Annotated in this window: 10 protein-coding genes and 2 pseudogenes; 4 read left to right on the plus strand and 8 right to left on the minus strand. The window is 43.7% G+C overall.

What is annotated here, in order from left to right:
• Positions 1 to 91 precede the first annotated feature (91 nt).
• On the minus strand, positions 92 to 997 hold the full coding sequence (locus tag AK965_RS05805; RefSeq protein WP_099078731.1) for a lysine exporter LysO family protein: 906 nt from the start codon (positions 995 to 997) through the stop codon (positions 92 to 94).
• Positions 998 to 1,099: 102 nt separating this feature from the next.
• The gene (locus AK965_RS05810) at positions 1,100 to 2,020 is read right to left on the minus strand and encodes an HDOD domain-containing protein (protein ID WP_099078732.1); all 921 of its coding nucleotides are present in this window, start codon (positions 2,018 to 2,020) and stop codon (positions 1,100 to 1,102) included.
• A gap of 370 nt (positions 2,021 to 2,390) precedes the next feature.
• On the opposite strand from AK965_RS05810, the gene AK965_RS05820 reads away from it, so the two are divergent.
• Positions 2,391 to 2,978, plus strand: coding sequence for a TfoX/Sxy family DNA transformation protein (locus AK965_RS05820; protein ID WP_099078733.1), 588 nt, complete (start codon positions 2,391 to 2,393; stop codon positions 2,976 to 2,978).
• A gap of 262 nt (positions 2,979 to 3,240) precedes the next feature.
• Here the strand turns inward: AK965_RS05820 and AK965_RS05825 are convergent, their stop codons facing one another.
• The 3 genes from AK965_RS05825 to AK965_RS05835 all read right to left on the minus strand — a co-directional run bounded on the left by AK965_RS05825 (position 3,241) and on the right by AK965_RS05835 (position 6,423).
• Positions 3,241 to 3,789 carry a hypothetical protein gene (locus AK965_RS05825; protein ID WP_099078734.1) on the minus strand — a complete coding sequence of 183 codons (549 nt, stop codon included), beginning with the start codon at positions 3,787 to 3,789 and terminating at the stop codon, positions 3,241 to 3,243.
• A gap of 199 nt (positions 3,790 to 3,988) precedes the next feature.
• On the minus strand, positions 3,989 to 4,486 hold the full coding sequence (locus AK965_RS05830; protein ID WP_099078735.1) for a response regulator: 498 nt from the start codon (positions 4,484 to 4,486) through the stop codon (positions 3,989 to 3,991).
• On the minus strand, positions 4,483 to 6,423 hold the full coding sequence (locus AK965_RS05835) for an ATP-binding protein (RefSeq protein ID WP_099078736.1): 1,941 nt from the start codon (positions 6,421 to 6,423) through the stop codon (positions 4,483 to 4,485). The genes AK965_RS05830 and AK965_RS05835 overlap by 4 nt, the downstream gene beginning before the upstream one ends.
• A gap of 185 nt (positions 6,424 to 6,608) precedes the next feature.
• Here AK965_RS05835 and AK965_RS05840 point away from each other — a divergent pair, with 185 nt between their 5' ends.
• Positions 6,609 to 7,871, plus strand: coding sequence for a DUF945 family protein (locus AK965_RS05840; protein WP_099078737.1), 1,263 nt, complete (start codon positions 6,609 to 6,611; stop codon positions 7,869 to 7,871).
• 181 nt (positions 7,872 to 8,052) lie between these two features.
• Positions 8,053 to 9,147 (plus strand): 3-phosphoserine/phosphohydroxythreonine transaminase, encoded by a 1,095-nt coding sequence (gene serC / locus AK965_RS05845; protein ID WP_172438081.1) that lies wholly within the window; start codon positions 8,053 to 8,055, stop codon positions 9,145 to 9,147.
• A gap of 82 nt (positions 9,148 to 9,229) precedes the next feature.
• On the opposite strand, the pseudogene AK965_RS05850 reads toward serC, so the two are convergent.
• Positions 9,230 to 9,420: pseudogene (locus AK965_RS05850) on the minus strand (IS3 family transposase); the annotation flags it as partial.
• Between AK965_RS05850 and AK965_RS05855 the strand changes: the two are divergent.
• Positions 9,411 to 9,602 (plus strand): annotated as a pseudogene (locus AK965_RS05855) (D-serine dehydratase); the annotation flags it as partial. The pseudogenes AK965_RS05850 and AK965_RS05855 sit on opposite strands and share 10 nt — an antisense overlap.
• A gap of 87 nt (positions 9,603 to 9,689) precedes the next feature.
• On the opposite strand, the gene cydC reads toward AK965_RS05855, so the two are convergent.
• Together cydC and cydD are read right to left on the minus strand one after the other, a co-directional pair.
• Positions 9,690 to 11,411, minus strand: a complete 1,722-nt coding sequence (gene cydC, locus AK965_RS05860) for a cysteine/glutathione ABC transporter ATP-binding protein/permease CydC (RefSeq protein WP_099078739.1) — start codon at positions 11,409 to 11,411, stop codon at positions 9,690 to 9,692.
• Positions 11,404 to 13,191 (minus strand): cysteine/glutathione ABC transporter permease/ATP-binding protein CydD, encoded by a 1,788-nt coding sequence (gene cydD, locus AK965_RS05865; RefSeq protein ID WP_099078740.1) that lies wholly within the window; start codon positions 13,189 to 13,191, stop codon positions 11,404 to 11,406. Before cydD ends, cydC begins: the two co-directional genes overlap by 8 nt.
• Between the last annotated feature and the right edge of the window lie 74 nt (positions 13,192 to 13,265).

Genomic DNA, 13,265 nt, shown 5'->3' on the forward strand with positions numbered 1-13,265 from the left:
CTATATTTGCAAGCTTACACGCGATATTAGGTTGCTCAGGTGGCGTAATTTTTGCCGTATTGTAATGGATGTTAACGAGTATTCCTGAGATCTAGCTAGCAAGTGATACAAAGAAAAGCATCATGACAGGAACAAGTAGGCTTAGGATAAAGCCGCTAACAATCGCAACAGGCACACAACGAACCCCTCCTGTGGTTTGAATCACGGGTAGAGTGAAGTCCATTGCAGTAGCGCCAGCATAGCCAATGGCGGTGCAAGGGTAACGACGAATAAATAGTGGAATTGCCACGAGCGCAACTAATTCACGCATCAATTCGATTAAGAATGACGCACCACCGAAAACAGGCCCAAAAGCATCACCCATCAAAATGCCAGCGAGTGAATACCAACCAAATCCTGAAGACATCGCAAGCGCTTTATACAAAGGTATATCAAGAAAAACAGAAGCCATTGCTCCGCCTATCATACAAGTGGCAATTATGATGCTAGCAATCGCCATTCCTTGTTTATTAAGCAAGATTTGTCTTAATGTGAGGCCACTGTTGCGTAGCTGAATGCCAATAAAAAACAGGAGGAGAAATAAAATCCATTCACTGGCGGTGTCTACCCAAGAAAGCCCTATCGGCAAGAGAAGGCCAAGTACTAATCCTCCGCCGACAACGATAATGAGCTTACAGGATTCCAGCACCATTGAAGATAAAGGAAGATTTTTTTGAGATTGATCGGTCTGCAATGGAAGCAATTTATCAACGATAGGTAAAGCGCATAGGTTACATAGGCTCAAGCAGACAAAAAAGGTACCAGCATAAAGTAAAATGGTCTGTAAATTACTGCCTAGGTTGTCTAATGCCGCTAAGCTCAAGCCCATTAAAGACAATATGACATAAATGAGGTACGACGTTGATTGATTTATTTTCTCAAGAATCGAAGCACGAGAAATTGGTATTAAATACCCCACAACAAGTGGGGCGAAGATAAATAACATCCCTGAAAACATAAAGCTCAAGCATTCCTTATGAGGCAAGTCGAGTAAATTAAACCCTCATGCATGATGACGGGGCATTAGATTTTACGTGACTGTGTATTGTTGATGTAATAATTAGAGACCGCTGGTACGTAGAACGTCGTTGATTTTATTTTTGAAGAGCGTGTCATTCATGTTGCTTAAATCAAACAAAACTTCAGCGCCAGTGACATTAAATTCGACTTCGTGGTCTTCAATTCGCTCATCTTGACTGCGGAACATCAGCAAGTGATTGGCAATTCGCGCGATGTCTAAATAGCTAACATCAGGTCTGATTTCTTGATACTTTTCATTCGATGAGACTTCTCTAAAGTCATTATCAAACCCCCAACTTTCCAAAACCAGTTTACTGGTCGCTGAGCAACGAGTTTGGAAAATTTGCAAAGCAATATCAGCGTCGAGGTAATTCCCTTTATCCAAGTAAAGGTGGTATTCGCTAATTAAGCAGAATAAGCCTATATCCGCTAATAAACCGACCAGTAATGCCTTTTCTTGTTCAAGGTGCCCATAAGTGTCAGGCTCATGTTTACGAAACTCTTGAGCCACCAGTACCATGGTGGCACCAAGCTCTCGTGAAACCGCAGCACTTTTCATCAATATAGCGTTACACTCTTTAGTGAGATTAACGGAATGTTTGAGCTGCTCAATCGATTGAGCGGTTACGATGTCCCTTACTCGAAGAATTCCAAGGCGCGAAACGGCAGTCGTCAAGTCCGTACATGTGATATTGCGACGATTGAACATCACGGAATTGGCAACTCGAATAACTACAGCTGCAAGACCAGGGTCTTCTAAAAGTGCGTTAGCAATTTCAACAATAGTTGTACTTTCATCGGTACAAAGTGTTTGAATTTTTAAGACGACATCAGGGATGGGAGGGAGAGAAATTTTCCCTGTAGAAATCGATTGCTCTACTAACTGAGCGAACTCTGACTCCAGTGCTTTTATGAGCTTGTCTTTATTATTTGGCAGCCAAAAAAATGATAAATGTTCCATTAGAATATTGTGCTAGAGAGCTTTCATACATTTTACATCCACAGCGTGTGACTTTTCAATCAAATGCGCAATCGATAACGATAGTTTTCACGTTTAGCATATGATTATGTGATTATTGATACGTGAACCGTCAAAAAAATAGCGTTCTAATTGTCACTGGTGTGATTTTCGTCACATGTATTGAGTTTGTGATTTGGCATCTGTGACGGAGATCCTAACTTATTTTTTAACGTTAAGTATGATTGACTTAGTTGGTAAGCACAATTCACATAAATATCGCCAACATATCGACATTTTTTTATTCGCAACAAGCTGCTGTTTATCTGGTGACATCGCTAATCGGGGTAATTTATTCAGATTAAAGAGGTCAATGGACATGACAGACCAAGCTTTTTTTAACTATGTAAGTAATTTTAGTAAGTATCAGAAACGCTCAATGTTCGGCGGAATAGGTTTGTTTAGTAATGATGCCATGTTTGCTCTAGTAAGTAACGATAGTTGTTATTTACGTGGTGGAAATGGCTTAGACAAAGAATTTACTCAACTGAACTGCGAAAAATATAAGCACGTCAAAAAACAAACGACGGCAACGGTAAATTATTATGATGTAACCGAGCTTTTTGATTCGGAATTTTCGGGATTGGATGCTCTATTACAAAAATCGATAGATTGCTCAATTAAAGAGCGAAAGTACCAGAAGTCTTCTGAAAGCAGACGCTTGCGTGATTTACCAAACATGCAACTCACTCTTGAACGCATGGTCAAGAAAGCGGGTATTGATGATGTTGATACGTTTTTGTCAATCGGACCAGTAGAAACATTTAATAAAGTGAAAGCGGCATACGGTAGTGATGTTGATGTGAAGCTTTTATGGAAGTTTGCCGGTGCGGTTGACGGTGTGCATTGGAAATTAATCCAAGAGCCGCGCAAGAAGCAACTTCTGGCTATGTGTGAATAAACGATACCGAAGTGGTTTTAAATAAAACTGGTTAACGATGTATACGAGTTGAGGCAACGCGCTCTGAATCTTATATCTTGGAGTCACTTGGGCATATAGCGTTTATGACGATTGACTCGTTTAGGATGAAGTAGGTGAGTCATAAAAGAGAGAATTGAAAGCGGACGAAGGGAAATGGATGCTTTGACTACTTCGTCGAGTTCGTTATCTCAAAATAAAAAACCGAGGCATTAACCTCGGTTTTTATGTTTAGTTCTAATGCTTAAAACTTGAAACGGGTAGTGAACATTACCTGATCACCATAGAAGTCGTTGATACGCGCTTCAGCACCTAGAGAAAATAGCTCTGTAGAGTGGAAACGTGCGTAAGCAGAACCCATCCAATCATCGTCATTGTCAATAGACACGTAACCCACTTTTCCGCCTACTTCTAGTTGAGGCCCAAGCCATTGGCGCACTCCTAGGTTAAGTTCCATACCAACGTCAGTACTACTAGAAGAGGATGGTTGTACAACCCGCATCAGCATTGCACCAGTTAGATCTGCCCAGTTATTGAGTGGTGAGTGGAAACCAAAACCTGCGGCAGAATCGAAATCGCTTTCGAACTCAGAGTCAATACGAGCGATGATGTGCGCGTTTGGGTGAATTGATTTACTAAAACCAGCACCAAATGTTAAAGGGCTTGCACCAATTCTTGCTTCGAAGTAGTCGTAGCTAAAGTTGCTCATGGTTGCCGGGGCGTTGCGATCGTTTGCGGCAAGCGCGTGGCTTGATGCCAACAAAAGGGCTGTGGCTAATAATGTTTTACGCATAACTAACGATAAACCTTGTTCAATGTTTCCATGGATTCAAGTAACCACTTGAACCATATTCTAATTTATTCGACATCATAATAAAAACCATGGTCTACGACCATTAAAAATATGTCGATGTTTTGTCAAATGATGCCATTGTGCTAGTTTCTGAGCAAAAATCGTGCCGCGATGTTAAGGTGATAGATTTAATTATCCGTCATTCGCCAAAGCTACTCCGTCTTGCTGCCATTGCATTTAAGATGGTTTCAGAATCAAGAATGGTGGTCCACGATAATAGATCCTCGTCATTCTCAATCATAAATGTAGTGAGCTGAGCGACGAGAGTTTCTCTTAACTCTTTGCCTGTCCAAGGTTTGGCAATGTAGTAGTCTAGACTCGCGTGGTTTACCGCCTCTACCGTGTCTTCCAAGTCTGCTTGTCCGGTGAGGAGGAGTTTGCGTGCCGCTTTAGTATGACTATTTTGACTAAGTTCAATTAAAAAGCTGATACCCGTTTGTTCTGGCATGATGTGATCGCAAAGAATAAGCGCGAGCTGAACACCATCTTCCGCCAGTTCTTCGATAACTTGCTTCGCTTCCGTAACCGACTGCGCGCCTTCTACAACAAAGTTATCTTCGAATGGGATCAAATCTTGAAGGACACTGTCCAAGACCTCTCTTTCGTCATCCACGCATAAAATCAGATATTTAGTCATTCTTCATTTCCTTCTCGTATGATAGGTAACCAGACTGTCATGCAAGTGAAGTGGCCGACTTCCGATTCCACTTCTATCCAGCCTTTGTGGCTCGCAACGATTTGCTGACAGATAGACAGTCCTATACCTAGGCCGAAGTTACCTTCTTTTTTTGTTGTAAAATTGAGTTCAAAAATGGCTTGTTGTTGTGATTCTGGAATACCGCTGCCATTATCTTTAAATGAAATTACTGCGTAGGTTTGATGGTTTTTTGTGGCTAATTTTGATTGAATCGCGAGTGTCCCTTTTTCAGGGAATGCATCAATGGCATTGGAAATTAAGTTCGTCCAAACTTGTTGCAATGCAACTGGTTGACAAAGTGTATAGGGAAGCTCGGCATAGTCAGTGGTGACATGGTGCATCTTGAGCTTATTCTCAAATATCACTAGCGTATCTTCGATACCTTCATGTAAGTCTGCGTAGTGCAAGCTCTCATCATCCGAGCGGGCATAACCTTTCAAGCTTTTGACCATATCGGCGATTCTAGCGGCACAAACATGAATAGAACGTAGTGATACGCCAGCCTGGTGATAGTGATCCAGTGTGCCGAGTGTTTGTAAAGTGTCCGTTTTTTGGCGTTTTAATTGAGAGATGAGCTCTAAGTCTCGTTCCAGACCTAAATTCACCATTTTTTTGGCTAATGTCCTATTTGGGAGTGCAGGAGTCAGTTGCTTTACTCTCTCTCTTAGTTCGGCCGTTGAGGTGGGAGTTGTACTTTTTGCTCGGGTCAATAATTCCACGCCTTTGGTCTGGATATCCTGGGAGGGGAGCGCGTTAAGTATGAGTTCTAAGGTCGACGAGAGGTTTTCTACCCCCCGCAATATTGCAGCTATGGGGTTGTTTAGCTCATGGGCAACGCCAGCAACAAGCTGACCAAGCATAGCCATCTTCTCACGTTCAATTAATTGCTGGTGAGCAGACTCCAAAGACTCTAAGGTTTTTTGCAATTTTAGTTTTGTATTGATACTACGTTGGAGACGCCGGTTAAAGTGGCGCAACAGCAGGTTAGTAAATAGGGGCAATAGGTTAGAGTTGCTTTGCATCACTTTCCGGAAAACATTGCGATCAAGTTTGATCACTTCAGTTTGAGTTAGCGTGAGTGCCGTTGAAAAGGATCTCTCCCCCGTGACAAAGGACATACCTCCTACAATATTGCCTTTTGAATGACGCACCACTTCTCTTTGCATCCCCAATTCATCCCTTTTATAAAGCGCCACTTCACCTTTGGTAATGAACCACAGAAAACAATTAGGTTCTCCTTCAATGGTCAGAAAGTGTTCAGGGGAATAGGTGCGACAGGCGTTAGTGTCGTCATTTTGTTGGAAAAAGTGCTCTAGTGCACTCACAACTTGCTCGGTTAAATCATGGTCGGAAAGGGCATGATAGTCATTCAAAAAACCAGCTTGGTAGTTGTGCATTTGATGCTCGATGTGAGCGCGCAACAATTTGTGCTGGTCTAGAATTTGACTGTAGTTGAGTAAGTCATCTTTTTCATAGCGCAGAATAAATTGCGTCAGTTCTTTTTGTGCTGTTTGGAGAAGCACGTTGTCCGGAAGAGGCTTAGTTAAACAATGATCGAGTCGGCCTTCGTTAACTGCAGTTAGAATGGCGTCAATGTCTGAGGAACAGCTGATCAGAATTTTTCGGGCCCGTTTAGTGTGAGGCTCTCGGTCAAGTCCAATAAGAAAATCAACGCTATTAAAATTGCCATGATGGCTCGCGATGACGAGGGCGACCGTTTGTTGGCGCAGCTCTATCTCTTTTAATGCAAGTGTTGCTTCTTCTATTGATTCAGCAGAGAGGATATCAAACTTGCTAGAAAAAGCGGTCAGCTCCAATCGAAATTGCTCGGCACTGTTGGGGTTATTATCAAGGCACAATACAGCGTAGCGGTTCACGAGTGTTTGAGCTCCGGTTATCAGTTAGCAAATTTACCATACCAATTTAGTGCGCTAATGAGTGAGAGCTAGGTTTTATTCTTGACTAATGGGCTAGGGTAAGCATCAATACTCTGATTTGTCTCAATGTTTTATCCGCTTTAGGTTTAGGTTAGACTGAACAAAAATACTTAAAAAGTGACATTATGGAAAATTTAAAAAAAATCGGTGCAATCGGTGGTGCTGTTGTACTTGCGCTTTGTTGGCCGCTGGCGGTTGGGCAAATTGGCCAATCCATCATTGAGGATGGTATTGCCAATATGAATGATGGAACAGTTAAGGGGGAAATCGTTAAATACGATCGTGGCTACCTTTCATCTTTGGTGCTGACTCGCTATACGGTTGTCGATCCCGTGTTAAAAACACAGCTGGAGCGCGATGGGTTGGCAACAACATTTGATGTGACTAGCAAGGTAAGCCATGGCCTCACCAGTCTGACGGCTGATTCCACGTTAGTTGATAGCGCTTTCTTACCTCTTACTATGCACAGCCAAACTCAACTTAATGGCAACACGGCATTTACCCTTGATCTCGATAGTTGGAGTTACCAGAATGAAGCACAAGGCGTTTCTTTCTCGACTAGCCCAGTACAAGTGACAGGGGATGTCACCGTGTTAGGTGATTTGAACTATCAAGTGTCTGTGCCTTCTGTTCAAGTCGATTTTGCGAATGGCGAAGAGTTCCACCTCAGTAATTTAACTGGACAAGGTAAAGGCAAGCAAGCAAAAGGGTATTGGTTAGGCGAGCAGACTTTCACGTTACAAAAGTTGGATGTGGTTGATGCGACACTTGCGCCGGTTTTCATGATAGAGAATGCAAGCTATCGTGGTCATACCAAGTTAGATGAAGCGGGTGAGAAGCTCAATAGCGATCTGAATATTAGCGCGAAGAAAATGCATCTGACAGATGGGACACAAGTAGACGATTTTAAACTGGACTTCTCTATTGCTGATGTAGATAGTCAGTCGTTTGATCAAATAATGTCGATATATCAAAGTTCTCCCCTGTTAGATGATCAAGACATTAAAAGTTTATTGCCTCATATTAATACGTTGTTTGATAAAGGTTTCCGTCTTTCAGTAAACGAACTGTCTTTAGCGTTTGGTGAAGGTAAGTTCCGCAATGAATGGCAATTGTCTGTGCCTCAAGGAACGACTGATATTACTCAGGACCCAATGAAACTCGTGACGGCGACTAATGGCTCATTAAGTACCTATTTTTCTGATGAGTTAGTGGATCTTTACCCATTCATTCAGGAGAGTATTGACGAGTTAATGGTGATGGAAATGATTGAAAAAACTGACAGCGGTTACGAGTTGAAAGCACAAATATCGGACGGAAAGTTGAAGTTCGAAAATGGGCAAGAGTTTTCTTTAATAGCCTTACTCATGCCGGCTTTGATGCAGTAGAGGATTGCTACCCACACCCGTATCGCAGTATCGATATCTTAAGGTCATTTGGGTATACAAAGTGAGTTTTAACTTTTTCATTTTAAAAAGAGGTCGTAAGACCTCTTTTCTTGTTTTTATCCTTGTAAAAACGTGATATTACTTTCTTTGTAATCTTTATTTAGCAGGAGCAATGAGCATCATGGAACAAAATACGGACAACGTATTTAACTTCAGTGCAGGGCCAGCAGGTCTGCCTAAAGCAGTCATGCAGCAAGCACAAAAGGAGCTAATTAACTGGCAAGGTCTGGGTACTTCAGTGATGGAAATCAGTCACAGAAGTAAAGAATTCATCAAGGTTGCAGAAGAGGCTGAGCAAGACTTGCGCGATCTTCTGAGCATTCCAGATAACTATAAAGTACTGTTTTGCCAGGGTGGTGCTCGAGCTCAATTCGCTGCTGTGCCGCTAAACCTATTAGGTAACGCGGAAACAGCGACTTACATTGATGGTGGATACTGGGCAGAAAGTGCGGTTGTAGAAGCCCAAAAATACTGTGAACCAGATGTATTCAACGCTAAGACTGAAATTGAAGGTAAAGTGGCGATTTTACCTGCAAGTGAGTGGCACATTTCTCCGGATGCGGCGTACGTGCATTTTTGTCCAAATGAAACCATTGATGGTGTTGAAATCAATGATTTACCGGTAACGGACAAACCAATCGTTGCTGATATGTCATCGAACATCTTATCGCGAGAAATCGATGTCTCTAAATACGGTGTTATCTATGCTGGCGCGCAGAAGAACATCGGTCCATCGGGTATTGCAATCGCCATTGTTAGAGATGATCTACTTGGTTTAGCTAAAGAAGTACTGCCAAGTATTCTAGATTACACGGTACTGGCAGAGAAAGAATCGATGTTCAATACGCCACCAACGTTTGCTTGGTATTTATCAGGGCTGGTATTCAAATGGCTCAAAGGGCAGGGTGGTGTCAAAGCGATGGAACAGGTGAATCGTGAGAAAGCACAACTGATTTATGATTACATCGATCAGTCTGATTTCTATAGTAACAATGTATACAAGGTAAATCGTTCATTAATGAACGTACCCTTTCAACTAGCAAAACCAGAGCTCGATGCTACGTTCTTAGAATTGGCAGACGCAAAAGGTTTGAAAGCGTTAAAAGGTCATCGTGCAGTCGGCGGTATGCGCGCGTCGATTTACAACGCAATGCCGTTAGAGGGGGTTCAAGCCTTGGTTGACTTCATGCGCGAATTTGAGCGAGAGTACGCTTAATCACGACCTGTGATATAATCCTTTAAAGCGTCGCAATTGCGGCGCTTTTTGTTTTTCTATAGATGTAAATTTCTAATGGGTGGATGCGCATCGAGCCATCTCGACCTTTACTGTTGTCAAAAGCCTCTTTGACCTTTGTATCAAGCTCGTGACGATTTGCCTCGCGCTGAATAGCCTTATGACGGAGCTTAATCCATAATAAAACCCACTTCGAGAAACCCCGGACACCTTCGCTATACGGACAACAGTGAAGCACAGCAGGTATTCGCTTAGAGCCTTCCGAGTTGGCTGGTATGGTTGGATCGGTGTATGTTTCGAATGACCAAGAGTACCAAGCGAGAATGGTGCTTACTGAAGACAGATTGAAAAATGAGACGCACCTAGTGTGGGCTACGGTTGACGTTATGGTGCCTGAGGCTGGAATGTCGGCTTACCTGGCAGAATCGGGTCGATAATCGATTTTGCACTTGCTTTGGGAACAGTGAGAGCAAAAGAAAAGGGCTCATGAGCGGATGAGCCCTTTGTGTATTTGAGTCTCTAAATTACAGAGACTGAAAAAGCTGGTGGTAACGCCCTTTCTGAGCAAGCAGAGCTAGGTGGCTACCTTGTTCGATGATCTCGCCTTGCTCCATCAGACAGATGTTGTCCATGCTTTCTAACTCAATCAAACGGTGAGTAATAAATACCACAGTTTTGTTCGCAAAGTGCTCTTTGAACAGTTTCATTACCGTATGCTCAGTGCGTTTGTCCAGGCCTTCGGTTGGTTCATCAAGAAGTAGGATAGGGGCATCGCGCAATAGGGCACGAGCAATACCAATTCGACGCTTTTCGCCACCGGACAGTTGACGTCCGCCATCACCTAACCAAGCGTTCAATCCCGGCTCGTCTAATAGATTCGTTAAATCTACTTTCGTAAGAATATCAGCCAGTTGTTCGTCCGTGGCTTCTGGGGCTGCAAGCAATAGGTTGTCACGCAATGTGCCATTAAGAACATCAACACGTTGACTCACTACTGTGATTGCTGCGCGCAGATCGGATTCGCTCCAATCTTGTAGAGGCGCACGACCGATGCTCACTTGACCTTGGTTTACATCCCAGTAGCGGCAAAGCAATTGAATAAGCGTCGATTTACCAGAACCGGTTTGACCGACAATCGCCGTTTTTGAGCCTAGTGGCAGTGATAGTGTTAGATCTTTCAGTACTTTTTGCTGACCATCAGGGTAGGTGAAATCAACTTTGTTGAACTCAATATCCAGTGGTCGGTCTACATGTTTTGATGCTTCTGGGAAGACAACGTCTGGCTCAGCTAAGGTGATTTCGTTTAATCGACGTGCTGAAGTCAATGTTTGACCAAGGTATTGGAAAGCGCCTGCGATTGGCATCAGAATTTCAAAACTCGCCATGGTGGCAAACGCAAATAGCGCAATCCAAGGATCTGGCGCACGACCACCAACACCGTCCGCAGCAAACCAAAGCATAGCAACTAAGGTTAAACCATTCGCTAGCATCAACAGACCAGAAGCCATACCTGTTAGGTTAGCGTTGACGAATTGATTGGATAGTAGCTGCTTTTGCTTCTTTAGAATCACATTACGGTAGCGTTCTTCTGCGCCAAATAGGCTCAGTTCGCTGTAACCTTGAAGCCAGTCCAGTGTTGCTACTCGTAGCTGTGCTTTATTTTGAGTCAGGTGTTCGCCGTTATTCTTACCAAGTTTGTAGAACAATACCGGCCACACTAGCAGCATTACCGTTAGAGTACCGCCAAGTAATAGGGCAAGGTGCCAGTCAAAGAAAGCAAGCACAGCGGTTAGCGACAAGATGCCAAACACGCCCACAATCACAGGGCTGATCAGACGTAAGTAAACATGGTCCATTGCATCTACATCCGCCACCAGACGGTTTAGCAAATCCGCATCACGCAAAGTCGAAACACGACCGGGGATCAACGGTGCAAGCTTCTTGAAGAAGAAGATACGTAAATCAGTCAGTAATTTGAAGGTTGCGTTGTGGCTAACAACGCGCTCACCCCAACGACCTGCCGTACGTGCCATTGCTGCACCACGAACACCTGCTCCTGGAAGCATGTAATTGAAGGTTTCACGAGCGATGGTCAAGCCTGCAACCGCAGCTGCAGAGATAAACCAACCTGACAGCGTTAGCAGACCAATAGAAGCGGCTAGTGTTAGGAATGCTAGGAGCATACCCAGTGACAAACCAAACCAATGCTTTTTATACAGTTTTAGATAAGGGAGTAAATCACGCATCTAAGTTGCCCTTGTCTGATTCACGTTGAGCTAAGTTGGCCGTCAACATTTCTTTAAATAAACCTTCTTGAGACGCCAATGTTGCGTAGTCACCGCGTTGAATGATTTGACCTTGTTGCATCACCAAAATCTGAGACACATTCTGCAGTGGTGCCAGCTGATGAGTGATCATCAAATTTGTAGTCGACGCTGTGTATTTGTCGATGCCTTCCATCACAAGTTTCTCGCTACGTGCATCCAAACTTGCCATCGGTTCGTCTAATAGCCAAAAACGACCGTTTTGTAGCATTGCCCGAGCTAGCGCAAGGCGTTGCGCCTGGCCCACAGACAAGCCACCTGAGCGGTCAGAGATTTGGTATTCCAAACCGTGCATCTCTACAAACTCTGCGGCGTGAGAGTCACTGAGTACCGAGTGCACTTGTTTGTCTTGAATATCTTGCTTACCAAGCGTGACATTGTCACGAATGCTACCATGTAGAAGCATTGGATTCTGACCAATCCAACTGATCGTCTTACGCCATATGGCTAAATCAAGTTCAGACAATTCACAGTTGTTGATCTTTAAGCTGCCGCTATATGGCATAAAGCCAAGAATAGTGTTTACTAGGCTGGTTTTACCTGCACCACTTGGGCCGACCAATGCTGTACTTTGGTTGGCATTCAATGAGAAGGTGAGGGGTCCTGCTAGCTGTTTGCCTTCTGGGCTGAAGATAACGAGATCATTGGCTTCTATATGAATCGGAGCGTTTTGCTCAACAACTTTACTGCCGTTTTTAACTTGGTCTACATCGAGATCTAAGAACTCAACGATGCTCTCTGCAGCGCCAACCGCTTGCTGCTTCGCATGGTAGAAAGTACCAAGGTCTCGCAGTGGTTGGTAAAACTCAGGCGCAAGGATCAGAATAAACAGACCTGCGAACAGCGTCACGCCAGTTCCGTAGTAGCCGAAGTTCAGTTCACCGATGTAGCTGAAACCGAAGTAAACCGCAGTAATGGCAATCGAAATCGAAGTGAAGAACTCAAGCACGGCAGAAGATAGGAAGGCAATCTTCAACACGTCCATAGTACGAGTACGGAACACTTCTGACGCGCCTTTCAATGTTTCAGTTTCTGATGTTGTACGGTCGAACAAGCGGATCGTCGTCATGGCTTGCAGACGGTCGTAGAAATGACCAGAAAGTCGCTGTAGTGCTTTGAAGTTTTTGCGGTTTGCGTCTGCGGCTTTCATGCCAACTAGCGCCATGAATATAGGTACAAGCGGCGCCGTGATTAGAAAGATTAAGCCAGCCACCCAGTTAATTGGAAATACCACCACAAGGATGACGAAAGGAACTAATATAGAAAGCGACATTTGAGGAAGGTAGCGAGAAAAGAAATCTTGCATGTCTTCGACTTGCTCTAGGATCAGTGTTGCCCAGCTACCGGCAGGTTTGCCTTTGATGTATGCCGGACCGAGTTGATGGACTTTGTCTAGAATCAGTTGACGAATATACACACGGATCTGTTCACCGCAACGGTACCCCGCAATTTCGCGCCCCCAAGCACAGACTGCGCGTCCAACTACAGTGGCACCTAATCCAGCAAAATGCCAAACGAGTTCGCTTTTGTCCACATGCTCAATGATTAACTGATGAAGAATGGAGGCGAGCAGGGCTGCTTGAGCCAATAAAAACACGCTTGATAGTACGCCTAGGCCTATTGCAATCATTAACCAGCGCTTGGCCAGTTTACTTTGTTGCTTAAGCCACTTATTCAAGCTGCTTTGCTTTTTCTTATCCATTATGAAGGTTTAATGATAATTGTTTTAATGGGCAGTAGTATACAAAAGAAAACCCAACGGGAATACCGTTGGGC

This window comes from Vibrio sp. PID17_43, assembly GCF_002608565.1.
In the GTDB taxonomy this organism is placed as follows: domain Bacteria; phylum Pseudomonadota; class Gammaproteobacteria; order Enterobacterales; family Vibrionaceae; genus Vibrio.

What these genes read in the sequence shown, in the direction of transcription:
- serC (WP_172438081.1), top strand. Translation starts at nt 8,053, where the DNA reads ATGGAACAAAATACGGACAACGTATTTAACTTCAGTGCAGGGCCAGCA.
- cydC (WP_099078739.1), bottom strand. Translation starts at nt 11,411, where the DNA reads ATGCGTGATTTACTCCCTTATCTAAAACTGTATAAAAAGCATTGGTTT.
- cydD (WP_099078740.1), bottom strand. Translation starts at nt 13,191, where the DNA reads ATGGATAAGAAAAAGCAAAGCAGCTTGAATAAGTGGCTTAAGCAACAA.
- AK965_RS05810 (WP_099078732.1), bottom strand. Translation starts at nt 2,020, where the DNA reads ATGGAACATTTATCATTTTTTTGGCTGCCAAATAATAAAGACAAGCTC.
- AK965_RS05840 (WP_099078737.1), top strand. Translation starts at nt 6,609, where the DNA reads ATGGAAAATTTAAAAAAAATCGGTGCAATCGGTGGTGCTGTTGTACTT.
- AK965_RS05830 (WP_099078735.1), bottom strand. Translation starts at nt 4,486, where the DNA reads ATGACTAAATATCTGATTTTATGCGTGGATGACGAAAGAGAGGTCTTG.
- AK965_RS05825 (WP_099078734.1), bottom strand. Translation starts at nt 3,789, where the DNA reads ATGCGTAAAACATTATTAGCCACAGCCCTTTTGTTGGCATCAAGCCAC.
- AK965_RS05820 (WP_099078733.1), top strand. Translation starts at nt 2,391, where the DNA reads ATGGACATGACAGACCAAGCTTTTTTTAACTATGTAAGTAATTTTAGT.
- AK965_RS05805 (WP_099078731.1), bottom strand. Translation starts at nt 997, where the DNA reads ATGTTTTCAGGGATGTTATTTATCTTCGCCCCACTTGTTGTGGGGTAT.